This window comes from Colwellia polaris, assembly GCF_002104515.1.
In the GTDB taxonomy this organism is placed as follows: domain Bacteria; phylum Pseudomonadota; class Gammaproteobacteria; order Enterobacterales; family Alteromonadaceae; genus Cognaticolwellia; species Cognaticolwellia polaris.
The window spans coordinates 158,015-179,026 of record NZ_NBOE01000004.1 but is presented as its reverse complement, the minus strand read 5'-3'; the positions used below and the strand labels follow the sequence as shown (position 1 = coordinate 179,026).

Annotated in this window: 15 protein-coding genes; 3 read left to right on the top strand and 12 right to left on the bottom strand. The window is 34.3% G+C overall.

The genetic code is table 11. The features are described 5' to 3' along the window. Nucleotides 1–2: 2 nt before the first annotated feature. Both dbpB and queC read left to right on the top strand, forming a co-directional pair. Entirely contained in the window at nt 3–1,124 is a 1,122-nt protein-coding gene (dbpB, locus tag B6A32_RS09150; RefSeq protein WP_085303181.1) for a DGQHR domain-containing protein DpdB, read from the top strand. 4 nt (nt 1,125–1,128) lie between these two features. Next, nucleotides 1,129–1,779 carry a 7-cyano-7-deazaguanine synthase QueC gene (queC, locus tag B6A32_RS09145; RefSeq protein ID WP_085303178.1) on the top strand — a complete coding sequence of 217 codons (651 nt, stop codon included), beginning with the start codon at nt 1,129–1,131 and terminating at the stop codon, nt 1,777–1,779. An 18-nt stretch (nt 1,780–1,797) separates the two neighbouring features. Here queC and dpdD read toward each other — a convergent pair whose 3' ends face one another. The 8 genes from dpdD to B6A32_RS09105 form a co-directional block, all read right to left on the bottom strand. Then, nucleotides 1,798–4,059, bottom strand: a complete 2,262-nt coding sequence (dpdD, locus tag B6A32_RS09140; protein WP_085303176.1) for a protein DpdD — start codon at nt 4,057–4,059, stop codon at nt 1,798–1,800. Then, the gene (dpdK, locus tag B6A32_RS09135; protein WP_085303174.1) at nt 4,056–4,586 is read right to left on the bottom strand and encodes a phospholipase D-like domain-containing protein DpdK; all 531 of its coding nucleotides are present in this window, start codon (nt 4,584–4,586) and stop codon (nt 4,056–4,058) included. The genes dpdD and dpdK overlap by 4 nt, the downstream gene beginning before the upstream one ends. Beyond that, nucleotides 4,583–9,208: a protein DpdJ gene (dpdJ, locus tag B6A32_RS09130; RefSeq protein WP_233131364.1), complete on the bottom strand. Its 4,626-nt coding sequence runs from the start codon at nt 9,206–9,208 to the stop codon at nt 4,583–4,585. The genes dpdK and dpdJ overlap by 4 nt, the downstream gene beginning before the upstream one ends. Beyond that, the gene (locus tag B6A32_RS09125; RefSeq protein ID WP_085303172.1) at nt 9,156–9,872 is read right to left on the bottom strand and encodes a hypothetical protein; all 717 of its coding nucleotides are present in this window, start codon (nt 9,870–9,872) and stop codon (nt 9,156–9,158) included. Before B6A32_RS09125 ends, dpdJ begins: the two co-directional genes overlap by 53 nt. Beyond that, nucleotides 9,872–13,042, bottom strand: coding sequence for a protein DpdH (gene dpdH / locus B6A32_RS09120; protein ID WP_085303169.1), 3,171 nt, complete (start codon nt 13,040–13,042; stop codon nt 9,872–9,874). Before dpdH ends, B6A32_RS09125 begins: the two co-directional genes overlap by 1 nt. Further along, nucleotides 13,039–13,905 (bottom strand): protein DpdG, encoded by an 867-nt coding sequence (dpdG, locus tag B6A32_RS09115; RefSeq protein WP_085303167.1) that lies wholly within the window; start codon nt 13,903–13,905, stop codon nt 13,039–13,041. Before dpdG ends, dpdH begins: the two co-directional genes overlap by 4 nt. Continuing rightward, nucleotides 13,905–16,496, bottom strand: coding sequence for a protein DpdF (gene dpdF, locus B6A32_RS09110; RefSeq protein WP_085303166.1), 2,592 nt, complete (start codon nt 16,494–16,496; stop codon nt 13,905–13,907). Before dpdF ends, dpdG begins: the two co-directional genes overlap by 1 nt. 689 nt (nt 16,497–17,185) lie before the next feature. Further along, entirely contained in the window at nt 17,186–17,983 is a 798-nt protein-coding gene (locus B6A32_RS09105) for a hypothetical protein (RefSeq protein ID WP_085303165.1), read from the bottom strand. 192 nt (nt 17,984–18,175) lie between these two features. Here B6A32_RS09105 and B6A32_RS09100 point away from each other — a divergent pair, with 192 nt between their 5' ends. Next, on the top strand, nt 18,176–19,492 hold the full coding sequence (locus B6A32_RS09100; protein ID WP_143327892.1) for a hypothetical protein: 1,317 nt from the start codon (nt 18,176–18,178) through the stop codon (nt 19,490–19,492). Between the two features lie 63 nt (nt 19,493–19,555). Here B6A32_RS09100 and B6A32_RS09095 read toward each other — a convergent pair whose 3' ends face one another. The 4 genes from B6A32_RS09095 to B6A32_RS09085 all read right to left on the bottom strand — a co-directional run bounded on the left by B6A32_RS09095 (nt 19,556) and on the right by B6A32_RS09085 (nt 20,980). Beyond that, nucleotides 19,556–19,753, bottom strand: coding sequence for a hypothetical protein (locus B6A32_RS09095; protein ID WP_085303163.1), 198 nt, complete (start codon nt 19,751–19,753; stop codon nt 19,556–19,558). Between the two features lie 225 nt (nt 19,754–19,978). Continuing rightward, nucleotides 19,979–20,527 (bottom strand): glycine-rich domain-containing protein, encoded by a 549-nt coding sequence (locus B6A32_RS09090; protein ID WP_233131363.1) that lies wholly within the window; start codon nt 20,525–20,527, stop codon nt 19,979–19,981. 1 nt (nt 20,528) lies between these two features. Then, nucleotides 20,529–20,669 carry a hypothetical protein gene (locus tag B6A32_RS19340; protein WP_198946895.1) on the bottom strand — a complete coding sequence of 47 codons (141 nt, stop codon included), beginning with the start codon at nt 20,667–20,669 and terminating at the stop codon, nt 20,529–20,531. Nucleotides 20,670–20,716: 47 nt separating this feature from the next. After that, a complete protein-coding gene (locus tag B6A32_RS09085) occupies nt 20,717–20,980 on the bottom strand; it encodes a hypothetical protein (protein ID WP_085303156.1) in 264 nt (87 codons plus the stop codon). Between the last annotated feature and the right edge of the window lie 32 nt (nt 20,981–21,012).

The window sequence follows — 21,012 nt, the reverse complement described above, 5'->3', positions numbered from 1 at the left end:
AAATGAAATATATAGAAGTACCCGCAATTAAAATAGAACAAGGCCCCGGAAGAGCACTTTTTAGCTTTGCTATTAACGGCAAACAAATACAGTCGATCGCTTCTATTTCTCGGGTAAAGCGTCATGAAGATGAATTAGTTGGATATCAAAGACCCGAAGTGTCAAATCACATTGGAGATATTCAACGCTATTTAGAGTCAGAAAATCCGATGATCCCAAATGCTTTAGTGATCGCTTTTAGTACAGATGTTAAGTTTTTAACATCTAAAGATAATACTAATTTTTTAACATCTAAAGATAGTACTAAATTTGGAACATTAAAGATCCCTTTAGTCGAAAATGAAGATGAAAAGCCCGGACTAATTGTAGATGGTCAGCAAAGAGCTGCTGCTTTAAGAGCAGCAGACATTGATACATTCCAAATGCCGGTAAGTGCTTTCATAACAGATGATGCCCAAGAACAGCGAGAACAATTTATATTGGTTAACTCAACTAAGCCTTTACCAAAAGGATTAATTTATGAGTTATTACCCTATACAGAGACTAAACTTTCTTCGGGGCTACAAAAAAGAAGGTTCCCTGCCAAGTTACTTGATGATTTAAACCATCAAAAGTCTTCTCCTTTTTATCAAATAATTCAAACTGCAACGAACCCTGCTGGAGTTGTAAAAGATAACTCGATCTTAAAGCTAATTGAAGCTAGTCTCTCAGAGGGAGCCTTGTATAACTATAGAGATCCTTCTACGGGTAAAGGTGATGATAAAAAAATGGTAGAGGTTTTATCAAATTACTGGGGTGCTGTAAGAGACGTATTTCCAGAAGCTTGGGGAAAAAAGCCTAAAGACTCTCGGTTAATGCATGGGGCTGGCATGACAGCACTTGGCCACTTGATGGATGCAATTTTTGATAGATATCATACAAGTGATCGGGATAAAATTGTTACTTATGAGCAATTTAAAGCAGATTTAGAAGCTATGAAACCATTTTGCCATTGGACAAATGGCTTTTGGGATTTCGGCTCAGAAGATAAAGTGAAGTGGAATGAACTACAAAATATCGCTAGAGACATTCAAAAGCTGACTAATTACCTAATGCGTAAATATAGAGTAGAAGTTTGGGGCTAAACACATGAAAAAAATTGTTGTCATATATTCAGGTGGTATGGACTCTTTTACTGTTTTAAACAAAGCAATAAAAGAAGGCTTTGATGTATATGCCTTATCTTTTGACTACGGCCAGAAGCACAATAAAGAGCTAATATGCGCAAAAGAAGTATGTAATGAGCTTAGTATTCCACATAAAATTTTAGATATAAAAACTATATCAAGTCTTTTTACAAGTTCGTCACTTGTTTCAGATGATATAGACGTTCCTGACGGCCATTATGAGGCGGAAAATATGAAATCTACTGTTGTACCCAACCGTAACATGATTTTAATATCATTAGCGATTGGCTACGCTGTAGATATTGAAGCGGAGGGTGTCTGGTATGGTGCTCACTCTGGGGATCATATGATTTACCCAGATTGTCGACCTGAGTTTGTAAAGGTAATGGATCAAGCTTCTAAAGTTGCAAACTTTGAACCTGTTCATGTACATGCTCCCTATTTAGAAACTGATAAAATAGGAATTCTCAAGGATGGCATTCAAATGGATCTAGATTATTCAAAAACATGGACATGTTACAAAGGACAAGAAAAAGCCTGTGGAACATGTGGTTCATGTGGTGAAAGATTAGAAGCTTTTGAGAAGAATAATCTCAAGGACCCTATTACTTAGCACTCTACCCAATAGGTATCAATCAAAGTCCAATATTGCCTTAAGCATACTTGAACTACCTTTTCCTTCAGGTTGAATTAAAGGGCGAGTTCCGCGTGCTGCTTTAATAGCATCATAAGCAGAATGGGAAGCACTTCTCCAAGAAAATATAAATAAATCTGCATTTCTTGCTAAAGCGACTAATGATGTAGTAGATGTCTTATCTGAATTTAGTTGCACATTTACTTTAGGGAATAATTTCAGGAGTTGCTTCTTAACCCTTAGACCGACAGATTCAGTTAACGTGTATATACCTATCTTATAAGTATTTAAGTCAACTGTGTAATGATATGTATCACGTTCTGACAGTGTATTTTCTGTAATAACACTAGGCAAATCAAACTTTAGATGCCCTTCTTCAGCTATTAGTAAAAATAAGCTCCACTCATGAATTTGATATCGAGTAGGGTTTATACATAATATGTTAAATGTTTTATTGAATAATGCGTTTCTACTCTCTTGGTTATAACAATTATTAACTACTAACAACTCTAAAATATCAATCCTCTGATCAATATTTTCAGCCCCGGTAGATTCTAATAAAATATTTAAACACTCCAGTACTTCGCTATATTCAATAGAAGTAATAGAGCAGTTTAAAAACCTAGGTAAAATTTCTTGTGCAAGAAAAATATCCTCTTTGGAGTTTAAATCATCAAGAGCTAAAAACTCTATAATGGAAGACCATAACTCCTTATAACTAATAATACCTTCACTTTCATCAACCCAATTTAATATATACGGTACAACAGTCCTAAAGTTCTTTGATGCTAACTCTGACTTTAAATTAATTATTTCAGAAACTTGGTTACGAAATAAGGTTAAATCAAATGATGCTGCTGACCAAGTCGTCGAACCCTCCTCGGCAACATTGATACATGAGGACCAATTTATATCTTCAATGATTTTTTTAATCCAATCATTCCAATTTAAGATATTAATACCATCTTTAGGAATCAGGTTTGTTATCTCTGAATAATACTTCGAAAACACAGCGTTTTTGAGCATATGTGATAAGTCAAATTCATCAAGTTTGTTCAGAAAATCAACACATAAAACTGCTGCGTCTAGAGTCCCAACTAACCAAGCACATTTTAATGACAATGAAGCAACCTCTTTACTTACATTTTCATTAGTCAAATTACTTAAGAACTGCAAAGGATCATTTTCAGCCCTGACCACAAGACTCCTTTCTTCTAAAAACTCCTGATTCTGAATTATGTTTAATGGAATTTCTGTTACATTCTTAGGACTAATCCTTTCTAATAACCTATGAATCCAGACATGATCAGTATCATTTAAACCTCTTACCGATTGAATCAATTTTTCAGATTTTTTCAAATCACCTTGATCTTCGAGTAAGAACCAAAGCAACCACATTTTGAGAGATGATGCGGATTTAATGCTTTTTAATACTCGAAATAAGCCTTGATTTCCCTTTTTAATATATGATTTGAATGATTCTATTTGCCCTTCAAAATCATTATTAAGTTCGTAGGACAAAAAAAGATGATTATAAATAGCCTTTAATAAAGCTTCCGTTACCAACGCTGGTCGAGGTAAATCAACAAGTTGTGAGAAATCATTATGCTTAAATATTTTATCCCATTGATTTGAGCAATCGAAAGCGCGAATTTCAATAAATAACTCATTTTGATAACCTACGCCACCTGAAGACCTTAACTCTCCAAGATAACTCAGGGCTTTCACAGAGTCTTTTAAATATAGTGCGCTTGTTATATCACCTAAAATCAACCCTCGGTCTCTTTGTAAATGACTCGTACTTTGAGGCTTAATTAAAGACTGCTGATTCATTAGTAATAAAGCATCTATAATGTCGGCTTTGTCAGTTGAACTTGATGATAAGGAATTGGTTGTAAAACGAAACACTGAATTACCAAAGTAACACTCTATTGCATTTTCAATGGGGTCGGATAAGTCTAGATTGTATGGTATTCCGTTAAAATCAGAGTATGAACAACCTACTGCTGCATTTAATAACTCTCTAAGTTCCACGAATTTTTTTGAGTCAGAAGCCATAGCATACCAAAAAGTATCTCCACTCTCATATACTCTAGGAATAACAATGAGTTTAGAGCCATTTAAATAACTATTAACCCAAGGAATAAATTTATCAGTTGACGATTTAGGAAGCCTTTTAGTAACAATATCAATCCATTTCAATTGATTACCAACACCAAAAAATATCTCTAAAAAATCATGTTTTTTGGGTAGGTTCATAACATTCCCTTATAAAAACTTTTGAAAGCTAAAGATGCGTCTGCAATACTTTCTTTAGATGTCTCAAGGTTAATTTGCTCATCATTTATATCTATTCCATTAAAGGTTATGTTCATCGAACCATGTAAATAGAAGCAATTACTTAAAATACCTTTTGTATGGAGTTTTTCTACTTTTTTAATTCGGATATTTTGTTGCTCGCCTTCAGAATCAGATAGTTTCATTACCTTTTTTATAAAGGAGTTATTATGCTCATCATTACTAGTAACTATATTTATTTTTCCACCGTTTTGTAAAAATTTAATAATAACTTCTGATAAATAAATATTACGATGACCCCATGCTGGTTCAATAAAATCAAAGTTACCAGATGTATTATCAATAATTTCTATATCCGAAATCCAAGGAGATACTATCCAAAGAATAGGGCTTGGTTGGATAACTTCAGATACAAAAATAGATTTCAAAACATCTTTAATTTCTTGCTTTCTATACATTTTTGATTTGAATATTCTTCTTTGACTCATTGTATAGCCTCAGCTATTTCCAGCATAATAATTAACTTTTTCTGCTCTTTAATTACACCTTTGATTCTTGGGTAAAAATGTAATCCTTGTGTATCTACAGGTTCTGCTATTAATTTTGATATCGCGGTTTTCATCTCTATGCCCTTGTCGATAATCAAATCACATCGACCATCTACTCTCAGAGCTGCATGAACGTCTTCAAACCACAAGTTAGAACCGTGCTCTACCCTTTGAGCACCTGCTTGCAAAAATGTTTTTAATAATAGCTTTTCTGTAGATTTAGCATATGAAAACGGATTATAAAAGGTCAAAGACCTGTCTCTAACTTCATAGCCTCTAGGCCACATTAGACTGTTAAATAAATTGAAACGCCATTGTTGCTCTGAACGCTGAGTATCAATTGACACACCGATGAGTTTGTCTAAGTCATTACTCAAGCTCTTAATAAATGTAAAAACACGCTGTGGTAACTCAATACCTAACCTTAATTCTTGCTGCTTCCATTCAGATATCAACAAATGCAGTAACTTATCACTATTTTCATTGCTACCTGCTTTTAAAATTCTTGTATTAATAGCTGACAAGAGTGAATGATTTGTCATTAGTCCCTTCGAATTGCATTGTTCGATCAATTCTTTATAGTTGTTGAAGTATTGTTCATGGGACTCTGAACTTCTTATAGAATGAAAAAGGTGAGCAAAGGTTGGGGTTTCATTTATATCACTCAATAATGTAGATAAATTAAAATCCATTACCTCATAATCACAAGGCCGTAAGTTAGACTCCAATAACTCATAAAATCGTCTTGGATTTTCAGAGTATGCACGTTGAAACTTCTCTAATATACCTCCTCCTCCAATATCAGTTTCTGATACCCATATTTCAAGAGTGTCTTCTGGCACCTTTGCTTGTTGTGTTGGGCCAACATCTAAGTCAACAATTAATGAATCTTCTCCTGCCTCAGGGCATATCTGGTATATAGTTTGTTGAAGCGCAGCACCTAACGTAGTGCTATAAGTGATATTTAACCAATCATTCCAATCATCATCGGGCTTACTCCACAGGATTTTAGCCCACTCAAGTAACCCTAAAACAACACTTTCATTCAAAAGCAATTCTTTTAACTTTAGCTGTAAGTCTTGATCGCTACTTTCTGACTCCTCAAAGCTAAGAGTTTGAAATATTAAATGCGGTACATCAACTAAAGGTATCCTTGTGTTCTTTTTACTGACAGCTAAAATGGCTTCTTCTATTGTACATTGCGACAGTACCGCCTCACAGATCAAGCACCCTATAAAAGATTCAGCAATCCATCCTGCAAGAAATGGATTCTCAATTAATTGAGTATCGTTTTTAACTTCATCAATAAATCTAGATGTTCTTAATCCGGCAAGTAGTTCGATATTTTCATTTTCAAATTTTATATTCAGGGATGGCTTATTAAAACGGAATGATACTCCATCTACCCATAAAGAAAAGCCAAGTGCTGTCACTTTATTTTCTAACTCAAACTCAAATTCTATTTTTGTTGACTCTTTAGAAGAGGAATACTTCAACTCTCCTTTAGAACCTGTCGAAAATCTGATCATCTCTAATGGACAATGATTTTGATGTGTAAAGAACTCGATAGGTTTAGTTTTATCAAAAATAGTATCCCAAGGTTTATGTTGATAAATATCAACGACATTCCCTACATCAGGAGTAATTAAATTTGTATCCCAGTTTAAATAAGCATTACTAGTTTCACTAATATTCCACTCTTCAAGAGGAGATTTCACTAATACAGAGTGTGGTCGATAACATGATATTTCTTGAATTTGGCCATCATGTTTAACAATTTTACATTTGGTTAAAAACTCTAGGTTATTTTCTTCACAATATTCGGTAATAGGGAATTTGAAACACCCCCCATCTGGAGTAAAGCTATCCGGAACAATCCAGTGTCTCTGTTTAATACTTTCAGAAGCAAACCGTTTACTAATCCTACCGGGTGCAAAATCCCGCATTCCTTGAAGTGTTGGCATCATTTTATTGTCAAAATGCTCCTCTGGTAAACACACTTCCAACTCAGGCAGACTGAGGTCATTAAATAAGGCTGATGGAACAAAATCTGGCATTGGATGATATTTTTTTATATTATCCTTTTTTATTTGCCCATTCCTACACCAGAGGCTTTTTAGTCGCCTTTTAATCGTAGGCAAAAATGTTGTCATTATCGCTCGTGGAGAATCCCATAATAGTGACATTACTTGCACTTCACTTATCATTAGAGAATTTTCTAGATGTATTTTCAACTGTTTAGTTTCATCTGGTGAGGATAGAATACTTTCAATTTTCGCTAGTAAACCACTCTGCCTTTTAGATAAGCATGCGTTATTAGTGCCTAATGGAGTTGTTAAATCTTCCCAAAGGCTGTTTTTACTCCATTTAGGCATATTCACTTTTAAAATTTCTGGTTGTTGAGATAACCAATCCATAGTGGAAAATGCAGCTTGAATTTTTTGAACATATCCATTTGTTAGAGGGAGGGTGCGTGCCTTCAATTCAGGTAGAAATAGAGTTTCATAACTTTGAAAAGCCATTCTATCCCTTCCGTAATCAGATAATACAACTACGGTCCATGGGCGCATTTTTCTACTTCGACCTGCTCGACCTTTTCTTTGTAAAAACTGTGCGTTATCTCGAGGCGCTTTGTGTTGCACAACTGCTCCTACATTAGGGTCATTATAACCAACCTCTAAAGATGCCGTAGCCACAATAATATCTGCTGATTGATCAACGCCTGAATCCATTGCTGCTGTTCGCTTAATATCAGAACGGTCATTAGAGTCGAGTGAATGACCTATTTTTAACGACATATCCCAACTTTGACCGCCAGTGATTCGTTGTAGTGAACCACCCGGATACCTTATCGATGCAAGTGGTTCTTTCCTAGGATTAAAGTTACCGTTAGAATACCTTCCTTCTGCATCTAAGAGTTGATAATACAGCCTCTGTAGTACATCTACATCATCAGTAAAAACAAAGCTTTTAGTGCCATATATCCCTCCACTTTTAGGTAAGAGCGAATTATCTAGTATTCTTTTAGTCAACATCGATGTTTGAATAGTAGTAGAAAGCAAACTGGTTTGAGATGCAGGGTCTCCCCTTAATGCGAGCATATATTCTGCACTATCTTCTTCCATTTCACTATCAAAGGGGGCTATTTCTTGAACTTTGTACTCATCAATACCTGTTAAAGAAGCCATAAACTTTGCTGGTTGTTTTAAGGTTGCAGACAACCCAACAAAATGACATTTTGATCCTGATAAATAACGCCATCTTCTGATTAATAACGCAACATGAGCGCCACTGATACCATTGTATGTATGAACTTCATCTAAAAGAAAAAATAAAGGTGATTTTTGATATCGTCCAATACCAAATAACTTTCCAACTTCAGTTGTTCCCATATTCATGTTCAACATTTCTGTAGTTGAAAATAAGATATCAGGCTTCTCTTTTAGCATTCTCTGTCTTGTAAGGATTACTTCATCATGCTCAATTGATTGGGCGCAAAAATCGCACACCAATCTTTCAATATTTCCTAATCTATCTTCATCTTTCCATACCATGTTCCCTTTACAGCTAACATTGCCATGACTCTTTGGGCATCTTATATAACTACATATAAAACCATCACCTTTTCGCTTCCATGATTCCTTTTTAATCAATGTACTTTCTTTATGGTCATTGGGACTTGGCCCAAAAAAAGCCCCAATCAATATTTTTCGTTTATTTTGCTGATTTAAGAAACTGTCGATCTTACGCGCTTGCAACCAAGTCTCAATAAATTGATCTTTAAGTAACTCGTTACGGGGATAAATTGCAACTGCCTGTACAAACCCAGAATAATTATTACAAATATTTTCAGCTAGACTTGTTAATACTGGTAGATAAAATGCTAAGGTTTTCCCACTACCAGTGCCTGCACAAACTATAGTGGCAGTCGAAGATTTAGGTGTTTTGGCTTCTGATAGTATGTTGATACAAGACCGAAGTTGAAAAGCTGACAGGTTGTAGAGACCACCTGCATATTTCAATAATTCAGAGAAAATTAAACGCTCATTATCAGAAATTTCCATTTTATCGGATAAGTTTTCAAGAACAAATTCAGCCTTTTGATCCCTGAAAGGATAACTCCTCTTTTTTCTCAAAAACCTTAAATCAGAAACCAAAGTAGAAGCTGAAGTCCATTCATTACCTTCTTTATGTTTTGGAAACATTTGCCTAAGTTCTTTGTATAATCTAACGGACTCGGCCATCCTTGTTCTATATTTCGACTCACTCTGATCAGGTAGCTTAAAAACTAAATTTTTATTACATAACTTTTGCAAAACTGACTCTGAAGAGTTAAAGGTTAGCAAATCACCTTCAGGGTCTAATTTGTCCAATTGCTGCTCTATCAAGTTTAAAATTTCTATCTCTGAAAAATAACTATTTATAACCCCCCAACTAAGTAGTTGATACTCTAAAGATTCAAGTGAATCTAATACTTTCTCTAAAAAAACATTATCATTGAGCATAAATTTAATACCCGCTATATCGTTTTTTCTTGATTTCAAAACTTTCTGCATCACCATTCTGTATTAACCATTTCAACATTTCTGGTGTAAGTTGGTTTAACTTGAAGCCATTCGCAACCGTATTAAAAAAAGCATTCATGTAGTCTGGACAATCAGTTTGGAGCTTTCCAACTATTGTTATCATATTACTAGACATCTCTTGCATTTGATTTATAACATTTATCAATTTTTCAGCTTCATTTGGTAAGTTTTGACTAACTTTATGTAGATCTGATTCTGCTCTTTTAAACCTATGTAAAAGGGAGTCATTATCCCCCAAGCCTCTTTGTATATTATCGGGTAAAATAGGTATTATTTGTTCTTTGAACTCACCCCAATAATTCTGTAACTCATCTGATAAACTATTACTCAATTGTTGGAGCTCATTATTTATTTTTTTTAAACTGCTACCATTAGATAAATCAATTAATTCCACTAATTTAGATTCTTCTAATAATTTCGACACTGAATGTGCTTTATTAAGAAGTGTTTGTGGAATAAAAGCTATTTCTCTGTCACATAGAACCGTGAGCTTTAGTAAATCAATGCTTATAGTCTCGTTATAGCTATCCCACCTTAACTGTATAGGTTGAAGGTCTTCTGCTCTCTGTTCTAGCTTTTGATTAATATTGTACTTTTCAATTCTGCTAGTTAAATCTGTTGCTAAATTGGCTAAATTCATCAAAATTTCACCTTAAACTTTTCAGAGTTTCTTATTATAAGGTTTGTATGGTTAATCAATTCATCTCTTGTCTTGTTTATATTTTCCTCAACATTATCAACAGAATCTTGTGCTGAGTCTGCCTCAGACATCCTTTCACTAACTCTCATGAAATAATTATATATTATATTAAGTGAAGAAATAGCCGCGTTTAATATATCTGCATTTATTAAAGACACTGCTCTTATTAAGTCTGATTTAGAAACATCTTCATCTGCTGTTAAGGGCTGGAAATTTGTTAAACATTCTCCAATAGAAAGTTTATTTAGGGTTGTCACCTCTTTAGAAATTTGTTCATTTGAACGTCCTTGCACCTTCAAACCACTTTCGATAAATCTATTTATAACCCCATTTATTAACTCAATTAATTCTTGTTTAGTATGAGTACCAACTAATTTTTCGTACTCATTTAGAATGCCTTTCAATTGTGTGACTTTCTGCTTAAGAGCCATATTAAATTCCCGCTTAACTCTTATTTCTATCTGATATTTTTTTAAATATAAAGTCTGTGTATTTTGAGTTAAATGGTCAAAAATAGTTATATCTGACATTTCCAATGTTTTTTTAAAATCGCTGTCAAGATAAGTAATAATCGAATCTGTATCCAAGCCATAACAAATATCACCTGATTCGCCTTGATATCGACCAAATATTTTCATGACTACTTTTTGTAATTCGCTTCTGTTTCTTAGGCTAGAGTGCTTAATGGTTTGCCAATTTTGTGTTTCATTTGGCTCTTCCAATACTATTATTTTATTACTATTCATCATCCCATCTATTAATGCACCAGTATTTTTATTCTTTACTTGACCTAATATCAGAGAATTTTTAAATAACACTTTAACTACATTTTCAATTTGATCGCTTAACCAAGCTTGGTAGCTATTTATAAAAGGTATTTTTAACTGAAATACAAACGAGGTGAAATTAAGGTAGTCAATATGGCCTTTATCATAGCTCCATGACTTAGCACCTAATAACTCAAACCTCACCTTTGCAATTATAAAATCATAAAATTTATGTCTTTTTTCAGGGTTTTCATCATTTAACTCATCAATTGATAAAATATTGATGATTTTTTCTGATTCTTTTTCAGTATTTCCTCTGGCATTTGGCAGTATAATAAAATTAGTTGACTGACTTTTTAGTGCTCTGAGTGATACTGTTGAGGTACGAGAAAAGTCTATTTGCTCCTTTAAGCTATCTAATATCCACTTACGAATAGTATTAGCATCTTGGGCTGTAACTAGAATACCGCGGGGCTTTAACCATTCATCTAACTTTTTTTTCCATAATAAGTATGCCTCTACGTTTTTATCCACAGGCACTGGATTAGGCTCGGATGTTGGATTAGGTTCCTCTGGATGGGTAGGAGGATAGCTTACAGAATCTTGGTGTTTCTCGGGAGAATATCCCGCTCCTACAAAAGGTAACTTTAAATGGTCAAAAACTCCTTTACAAATATTTACATCAGATAGGTCATGAGGTGCTCCCCCCCAAAACCAAAGTAATAAACTTAGTCTTTTATGATCATCTTTAGAAATATTGTAGATTTCTTTATCCATCTCTACTGGAAAGCGTGACTCTGGTAATGCTGATGTAGGAAATGTACCTTCAAAAAAGCTATCTCTTTGCTCTTTAAGAATATCTCTCAATATTTTATTTATCACAGTTCTTGGATTAAATTTGTATGACTTACCATCGAATAAGTAATATTTAATAAGCTCTTCAATTGAAGCTTCATTCAAAGGAAATAAGTGATATCCATCTCTTGTCTTACCGAAGGTATTTAAAATATCTTCACATTCAGTTGATAAGGATGGTGCATTAAAAGGTACTAATTGACCTTTAACAATTTCATCTTTTCTGCATGATAATTGCTCCATTCCATACCTTGCGGCATTCATGTACCTGCCACAAAAGTCGACCACTTGATCTTTTAATTCTGTAAAAGCATCTGATGCTGAAGAGTCTTTATTAATTGAAGCAAAATCAACAATATACTCATATTGTGCTCGCGTATTTATTGTATCCCTGTTAGTTAAATAATTACTTGTCATGGCAACTGCTGTCCGCATTACACACAACTCAGCTTCCTCACCTCCACGGTCAGATTCCCTAATAGCTACATCTAATATAACCTCTTGAATGCCCGCCATCGCAGCGAAATCTTCAATAAGTAAAACTAACTCCTTTCCTGAGTTAAGAAGTGCTTTTCTGATATCTATAAATAAATCTACTGCTGACTTATTACCAACATTAGTTAATGGATTAAGTGCCTTATCAATAACTAAATTTAGCAACTCTACCGCTTCGGCCCATCTATTATTATTATTAAACTCATCAAAGGCTAATTGTGTCCTCTTTGAAGATGACTTAATACGTTCGATGTCATCAATTTTCAAATCCTCGATTGAGAATTGCGTTTTTATTTCATCTAATTTTGACCCTCTCATATGACTTATTGCTAGCTGTGAGATACATCCAGAATCATTCATAAAAATGTCCGAGAGTTCATTATCAGATAAATATGCTTGCAAAAGATCTGCTGATGAGAGTTGAAGCTGAAGTTGTTCTTTATTTGAAAGGTGGTGCAACCTGCTTCTTTTATCTTTTAGATTTTTATTAAAATGAATAAGCTGCGTTAAAATATGCGCACGAAGCATTTGTTTAACAGTATCTTCATCTTGCTCTTCCATTAAATTATCAATTTCAGATCTTAATTTTACAAATTCTACCCCATCTATATCCTTTAAGATCCTACTCAGCACTTCACGCATACTCACGCCTTTCGGAATTCTAACAATATGATATTTTTCATCACATGCAGGGAGAAATCGAAGATGTGATTCTAACCAGCGAATCATATGAGACTTTCCTAGCCCAGACTCACCTGTAATAGGTAAAAGTAAAAATCCATCTTGAGTTTCAGCTAGAAATGCCTTTAAAAGATCTGTTTCTTTCAACTTTTTTGGTTTTGTTGTATCTCTACCAAGCGAGCTTCTTAATATTGACATTTGTTTATGCGCTGCCAATAAAACAATGTCGTTATCACTCTCCGCCATTCCTCGAATACACTCATTAACTTGAGAGGAGTCAGGCCAATAAGGTAATAAATTAGTAAGCATCATTTAGCCCCTAACTTGATATGAGAAATAGTTTTTCCAGCTAAGTCACTCGCGTACATTAATTTCATTTTATTGCCATCGCCTTTAAAGTCATTTGTTACAATATCTCCTTCAATTTCCAACCTCAATATTGCTCTAGATAATGATGTAGGCAATTCATTTTGAGATTTTCTTGGTGCAGGCCAACGTCCATCATTTAATTTCGACGTTACTTGTTCATAAAGGTAGGCATTTGGAAAAATTGGTAAAATGTTTATCAAGCGCTCATAAAATGCGTCAACACTTAATTCTTTAGAGCCACTAAAAATCTCTTTCAAGTACATTCTAATTAAATCTGTAGGATCAACTTGATCTCCACCTGACTTAATCAATATATTTAAAAATGATGCCCAAAATTTAAATCCGTTCAGGCGTGTATCATTTCGGAGCATGTATATTGGACTACCTTCTTTTACCATTGAAAATTGTTCACTTTCTAAATTCTGCATACTTTCCAGATCGAATTTTAGTTTAGTGACATCTTGCGCTAGTATCCAAATCAATGCCCGAATAAAGTCACATGCATATTCAGAAGACCAAACATCAAGGCACTTCGAATTATCAAATATTGCATTTAATGCCCTTTTTTTAGGACATAATGTTTCAGATTCAACAACACTCCACAATTCCTGTTCATCTTTTATAAATACTCCGAATTGCGACCAGCGATTCAAAACATTATTAAACATCTTAGAATCACAAATTGTAGAAGGAGCGCATTTTGACATTAGCTTTTCTTCTGAAATAGGGCCATGCTTAGCTAAATACAGAAAAACCATCTCATAAATATTAGGTATCCCATCAGCTGTTATATTTAAAATAGACATTAATTTAATCTCGCTTGTAATGCATTCATGCTTATCTGAAATTCGAAATCATCAAAAAACAATCTCTCAGGGTGAGTTAAATGCTTTGTTTTTGAGGATAAAAGCATCCAAAGTAATTTGGGAAACTTTGAAAGTACATCTTTCTGCAAATCAGCTTCATCTGATGGAATCAGAAGTATTGCCTCTCCACTAGGGTAATCCCAATGTTCTTTTTCCCAATCTGTAAATCTAGTTATCGATAGGTAACCGCAGTACCTAAATTCAAATTTTTCCTCGCTTTGAAGAAAGGAAATCCAATGGTCTGGAACAACAACTCTGTTAATTAACTTTCGGCGCTTTAAAGCTAATATTAGCAACACTAACAACTCATCAGGTTTATCCTTAATTTCAAACGGGACAGCCCAAATATTATGAAAATGTGATATACCCATTGAGCTACGAAGGTTATTTTCTAAATTGGGTAAAACGATAGAGTTAGAAGCTATAGTTCTTGGCGCTTTTGAATGAATAAATTTATTCTCATTTTCTTTTAATCTGCATATAGGACATCCACCACAAGTACTATCTACTGTAAAGCCAGATAACCCGTTTTGAGCTTTAAATCCATAGGTAAAAGCTAATTCTTTACCAACCTCTGATGTAGACTCTAGGATATTTCGAAGGCGCTTTAATTCACCCTTTTGAGTTTCTAAAGATCTATTGGAGTAACTATCAAGCTTATCGTGCCAAATATTTTTATCTAAATGACCTTCCAAAACTTCAACAACTACGCGGCTATAATATGCTTTAACATTTTCTATATCTAAGCTATCTATATCATTTTCATCCGCTTTATCTGGAGGACTCGGTGCCTGTAGATTTATTAAACCTGACCTTGCCATTAATAAAAGGGTCCTCATATTCCACGCTTCACATAAATCACTCCCTCCTTCTAAATGAGAAGGGACCACTCTGAGATCGACGTTATAAAAATTACTTTTGTAGTTGGCAATATTTTTAATCGGTTGAGATGAGTGCCACATTTTACTCCACCTTTTATGGCCTTTTTCGATAGAGATTAAAGTCGTTCTATTTAAAGATTGTGCAACTCTCCAATCGTCTTCACAGAATAAAACAAGAGATGTACAGCCTTTTCCATCACGACCACCTCTACCAACTTCTTGATAAAATCGGTCTATCGATTCTGGAATACAAGCATGAATAATAGTCCTAACATTCTCCTTATCCATACCCACTCCAAATGCGGAAGTAGCAACAATTACATCTAATTCATCTTTGTTCCATTTACTTATGATATATTCACGTTCGTCCGTTTTTGTTGCACCAGTGAACTTTTGTGCACGAGATATTCCTGATTTTTTGATGATATCTAATAAGATTTCTGCATCGGCAACTTTTGTTACATAAACTATGGCGGGCCTAGGCGAGTGCATTAAACATTCAACAACCCTCTCAAGTCTAAGTTTTTCACTTTCACATTTATGGAACCAATAATCAGGCTCTTTCCTTAAAAATACAGAAGAGAGCATGGCAAATTTGCTAGAAGGATGAGAAAAAAGGCTTTGAATTGTATCGCATGTATTTGATGTTATTGTTGCTGACAATAATAATGTTTTAGGCAGTGAGTTTTTTGGAGAGTTAGACAACAAGCCCTTCCATACAGAAGTTAATGATTGGAATGCAGGCCTAAACTCATCCCCCCACCCGGATAGTAAATGAACTTCGTCAACGACAAAGTGGCTTAAAAGCCCATCTTTTGCTAATTCGAAAAGCTGTCCACGCAATGCTCCAACAATACTTTCCGGTGAACAAAATAATATTTTTTGCGTTCCTGCATTTATTGACTGCCTTATTGCTGCTTTATCTACATCAATTAATCCTGAATGCCATGCAAAATGTTTACTATTCCAGTTATTGTGCGGTTCTAATCTATGAAGACTTCTCCGAAATTGCCTTTCTTGGTCTAGCGCTAGAGCTATGGTGGGAATTACTACAACCACAAGACTACCTATCGGATTCAGCAAAGCAGGAGTAAAAAAAGCTAAACTTTTTCCTGAACCCGTTGGTAAGTTAATTAAATAAGTGTCTCCTGAATTCATATTCATAACTCTGCGAATAACTGTTTTTTGTCCCTCAGAGCTAAAAGTTGAAAAGCCTGTTATTTTTTGAAGCACAGGGTCAATTGGAATATCACTAAACTCTCTAAAGTTATCTTCTTTGAATGCCCTTTTAAATATGTCTTTATCATTCAACCAAGTAGGTAACCATTTATCAGCTTTTATTAAAAGTCCAAATGAATAACTACGAACAATAACTAAACTATGCTGCTTAAGTTCTCTATAGGTTGGCCACCCCTTTATATTAGGAATAGTCAAACTAGGATTGTCTATCCCCTTTTCTAAAGAATATAGCAGTGCATGCCTAATCAAAATTAATAGATCTTGTACCGTCAGTACTTCTAGATCAGGATCATATTCGATTGCTTTGATTAAACGTGCATAAGGGGAAATGTCAAAAGCAGGAGGTGAGATTTTTATCCCTGTAGCAATCCCTTCGAAGTATTTTTTTAACTTATTGAAATCCGTATCCATTCAAAAAACCTACTAGCAGTCTATTCAACTACTGAACTCAAATAAAAGAAAAGTCTAATAAATATAATAGTGGGGAGAGTATTTTAATAAGAAATTAACAAAAACACTGTTAATGATTGTATCAATTGCCATCCTTGAATTAAAATGTATTCCAAAACAATCTATTACATCTTATTTGTACAATAAGACTATATTATATTTATCTCTTGAACAAGATGCTCCCGGTTAAAAACTTACATTTATTCGATAGTCACTATCAAATAAAAAGATCACGATTTTTTGTTTAAATATGTACTTTTTCTGAAATATTGAACAAAAACTTTTTCTTATAATTACTGAAAATGACAATATTTGGTTGAATATTTCAGGCTACTGAATACACAGGTGATACAGTTTTTTAAAAAAAGATCTTAATTAATTTAAGACTTTATTGAGTTATATAGACACAACAAATGTTTATATAACTCGAACCTCTCAATAAATTACAGTTAACTTCAAGTACAACTCTAAAAGGATAGTGCTTAGTTAAAACCTGCCAAGCATTTTCATGTGTAAATAACGCATTGGTATTAAAGATAAACGTCCCTTTTTGACGTTAGAATAATATCGACACAGTAGGGGGCACCAGCATAATCTAACACCGAGCAAAAATTCATTTCTAGTGACCTTTGCACTCACTATTGAATAACTCATGATGCTATTTCCTTATTCGCTAGTAGCACATTGATGTTTTCTAATAAAAGTTGCTTCGCTTCATCAATACGCTTAGGGTTTGTTTTTACGCTACAGTCATTGGCTGACTTTAGTCCGAGAAAGTAATTAATCCTTTCATTATTGGCACCAGAAGGATGTGTTAAACCATCCAGAACCTGCTCAGGTTTAATTAATCCTCTACCAACTAAAACGTGCAGTAGTTCTGATACACCGTTACCTAACGGCAAATAGATAGCATCGGGCAATATATTCACTTCTTGCACAAAATTATTTTCAAACATCTCATTTAATTCTTTGATGTTTAATATCCCCTGACCAGAGCTTAGTGGTACGCCATTTTTTAATACTGGGTATCTTAATACAGAAGTAAAATGTACTTGCTCATTATTCTGATTAAACAACTCACTACAATCATTGACATTTAACAAGTCGTTTATACGAACATGATTTAGCATATTAACTAAGTTTTTTCTCAACGCACCACTAAAGGAGGCAACAGATTTGGATTGCTTTAACGCTTTATCGATATCGACACCTTCCTGTAGAAGGCACTTAAATGTCATTAAAGCCTGATGGGCCTGAGTGCTACCCGGTGTAATACCGACTATAACGAGTTTCGCACCTTTATTTATGTAATCGAATGGTGCGTAAAAAGACTCATATTGCCCATTTTGGGTAATTAAGTAATTAGGGTTAAATGGAGACAATTCATCGTAGCTGCGCACAGTTTTGATTAGGTTTGATTTGTTTTTCAATACAACGTTTATGTTCATTATTCTCTTCCTACTAAAGTAATTTAAGTTATTGTTTAATTCGCTGTGCACGGCGTAGGTATAGATTACGACCTATAAAACTGGCACCCATCTAAGAAAAGTCAATTAAATAAAATTAATTTTAATCTATTGTTTTAGATGAATTATTCATTCAATATAAATCAAGACTTACTACAAAAATTCCCCTCTTATATGCAAAATTTAGATTTATTGACTCAACAAAAGCAATTAATTGAAAATCTAAGGAAGAAAACATGCTTTCTAGACGATACTTTAACGGCTAAACCTTTACTGAAAAAACAGTCACGAATCATAGATAATAAGTTTGTGGATATTGATAAAGGTATAGACCCGTACGTTGTATTTGAAATGACGAGAAGAAATGCAGAGAATCCAGAAATATTAAGAGAGCTTTTTAGTCGAGGGAATGAGTACCTTTCGCCTGAAGAAGGGCTTCTAATGTATAAAGAGCTCATGTGTATAAATAACGAAGTAGATAACAATAAATCTGCCCTTTTACAGCAGGCGGCAATGAATAAATGGTTACAATTATCTTCCCCACTAAAGGTGCAGCAAAAACAAGCTTACAAGCTACTCAAAGGCATTTCTACAACGTCACAACATCTTATTCTGGGTTATCAAGGTGATATAAAAAATGATTTATTATCCTTAGCGAAAATGAGCGATGAATTACAATGCCTTAATTCAAAAGTACATTCTCCTTTTTACAAAGCTCCTTTAATGGCTTTAACAGTTAATGGACTAGAGCCTTACACCAAAGAAGTTGAGCTAATCGACGTGGTAACAAAGCCTTATTTAACACCAAAATATAAGGCTAATGTACTGTCCGTAAATGAATGTATTGAGAAAATAAGTGACGACCTAAGCAAGCTAAACAAAAGCTTATCAAATGCTAAAAAACACACTCAAGTAATGAGAGTTAAAAGTATTTCAAAAAAAATAAAATACCTAATAGAGGCCAAGCATTACATCGATAAATTACCAAAAACTGGGGATTGTTTTGTGAAACAGCTTTCTCAAGTAAAATCCAAGCTACACCTTTATTACCCTAAGGATGTAGTAAATTACAATACAAATAACAAAGAATCAGATCCCTTTTATTATTCTACGTTTCCCTTTCCTTTAAATAAGGAAGGCTATGTATCTCCCCTTATTAAAATCGGGGGAAAACGTCACTCATCGGTTATTGACTGGCCAGCAAAGTTAGTTACTAAGCCAATTAATACGGTAAAGCAACATAAATTCGAAGACAGAGATATACAATTTGTTGGTGATTTAAACTACCTTATCGGACACACAATGGGAGAATACTTTCCTTTTTGCCAAGTTAATAGCTATGTTTTCTTTAGTAGTTTTAGGAATAATTTTAAGATGAAGGATATTTGCCCCGGTAAATATAAACCGTTTACCAATTTAAAAAAATTAGCACATCCTAGCTACGAAAATGCAAAAACAACATACCGCTTTGTGAATGAGAAAGCTCTTTGATTGCTTAGTTTGATGGGGTAATTTAAAAATTTTGAGTAAGAGGTCTTTACCACTTATAGCTAATTAAGCGTAACCACCCAAGCTAATTGACTCTAGGTAATCCATTAATGTGTCATAATGCCCTTGCTCAATCGCTTGCTCTGGGGTTAGGTGCATTGCTGGAATTATTTCGTTTTTGTACCAGTGCAATGCCTGCTCTTCTCCGCCAGCCCATTCTTTGACTTTTTTAATTATCATCTGTTTTTGTTCTAGCTTGATCATTAAATACGCTCTGACATTTTTATATGATGAAGTTATATAACTTAATAGAGTATAGCCCTTCATTGATTTGTTTGACAATATGCACTAAAACCTGTGCTGTTATAGTAGAGAGTGAAAGAATAACCGCACAAAGAAGACGTTATCTACTATGTATCTAACGTCTTCTACTAGTTTATGCGGCCGCTAACAAGTCTAGGTTCACGGCCATTTTCGTTTAATCTACTATTAGTTACATGCCCCCGGCACTCGACAACGACAACTAGTAGGCACATGACAAGCATGATCACCACAACGTGCCGCTTCAGTACTTTTCTGGCCAAATAACTCATCAGTTGGGTATGAGCCAAAATGAGATTCGTATAATTTAATTGTCTCTTCGAATGCTGCTTGCAAAGCTTTTTGGTCTTCATCACCATAAATGCCGAAATACGGGTAGTGATGGACAAACGAGCCAAATAGCTTTTTGCAATCTTCAGCGTAAGACTTAGTATCTAAAATATGTTCATGCCAAAACTTATCTACAAGCTTACTTGGTACGAATGATACTTTAGGGTAAAGCATTTTCAGTGTTAGAAATTTTTTATACTCAAGTTCTGCAAACTCGCATATTGCTTGTGTCCAAGTGGCTTCTGTTGATTTTGTGAGTTTCCATTTCAGTTTGTCAAAATTAATAGTATTCACTAATGAGTTGATTTCATCAGATGCACTTAATTTAAACTGTTTACTAGAGTTGCCTTGTACAGTACTTATAGCTTTATGAGTTAACAAGTTCATACTAATTTCCTCCTTGCTGTTGCTGCTTTTGTTTACTGCGATTACCATGTTTTTGATCGTATTGGAGGTTAGTACCAGCTGTACCTTTGTTTCGATTTTTCTGGTTAGCAGTGTTGTCAGATGGCTTAATTTTCTTAGTCACTATATATTTCCTTAACGTTATAAATGTGAATGCAATACAGTTCTGTATTACCTTCGTTTAAGGAAACGGTTAAGACTTTTTCGTTGTATCAAGGCTTCAAGAGCAAAGCCAGAACTGGTGAATTTGAAAATTAGACGGTAGTGACCAAGCTTAAAGCGTATAAGGTGTTTAGCTAAATGAAGCTTTCTTCCCCCTAGTTTTTTGTATTCTAGGCCTGAGCATAATCCACGCTCAATAAGTAATGCTTTTTTAATGTATTTATCAACATCTGAAGATGGAATGTTGCTAAACAGTGAGTGAATGGTTTTCATAAATAGCTCCAATTAATTCAATGGAGCTATAA

Excerpts from the sequence above, each read along its gene's own strand:
- B6A32_RS09090 (WP_233131363.1), bottom strand. The coding sequence starts at position 20,527 with ATGAACTTGTTAACTCATAAAGCTATAAGTACTGTACAAGGCAACTCT.
- dpdK (WP_085303174.1), bottom strand. The coding sequence starts at position 4,586 with ATGAGTCAAAGAAGAATATTCAAATCAAAAATGTATAGAAAGCAAGAA.
- B6A32_RS09105 (WP_085303165.1), bottom strand. The coding sequence starts at position 17,983 with ATGAACATAAACGTTGTATTGAAAAACAAATCAAACCTAATCAAAACT.
- dpdG (WP_085303167.1), bottom strand. The coding sequence starts at position 13,905 with ATGTCTATTTTAAATATAACAGCTGATGGGATACCTAATATTTATGAG.
- dbpB (WP_085303181.1), top strand. The coding sequence starts at position 3 with ATGAAATATATAGAAGTACCCGCAATTAAAATAGAACAAGGCCCCGGA.
- dpdF (WP_085303166.1), bottom strand. The coding sequence starts at position 16,496 with ATGGATACGGATTTCAATAAGTTAAAAAAATACTTCGAAGGGATTGCT.
- B6A32_RS09100 (WP_143327892.1), top strand. The coding sequence starts at position 18,176 with ATGCAAAATTTAGATTTATTGACTCAACAAAAGCAATTAATTGAAAAT.
- B6A32_RS09085 (WP_085303156.1), bottom strand. The coding sequence starts at position 20,980 with ATGAAAACCATTCACTCACTGTTTAGCAACATTCCATCTTCAGATGTT.
- queC (WP_085303178.1), top strand. The coding sequence starts at position 1,129 with ATGAAAAAAATTGTTGTCATATATTCAGGTGGTATGGACTCTTTTACT.
- dpdJ (WP_233131364.1), bottom strand. The coding sequence starts at position 9,208 with ATGGTGATGCAGAAAGTTTTGAAATCAAGAAAAAACGATATAGCGGGT.
- B6A32_RS09095 (WP_085303163.1), bottom strand. The coding sequence starts at position 19,753 with ATGATCAAGCTAGAACAAAAACAGATGATAATTAAAAAAGTCAAAGAA.
- dpdD (WP_085303176.1), bottom strand. The coding sequence starts at position 4,059 with ATGAACCTACCCAAAAAACATGATTTTTTAGAGATATTTTTTGGTGTT.
- B6A32_RS09125 (WP_085303172.1), bottom strand. The coding sequence starts at position 9,872 with ATGAATTTAGCCAATTTAGCAACAGATTTAACTAGCAGAATTGAAAAG.
- dpdH (WP_085303169.1), bottom strand. The coding sequence starts at position 13,042 with ATGATGCTTACTAATTTATTACCTTATTGGCCTGACTCCTCTCAAGTT.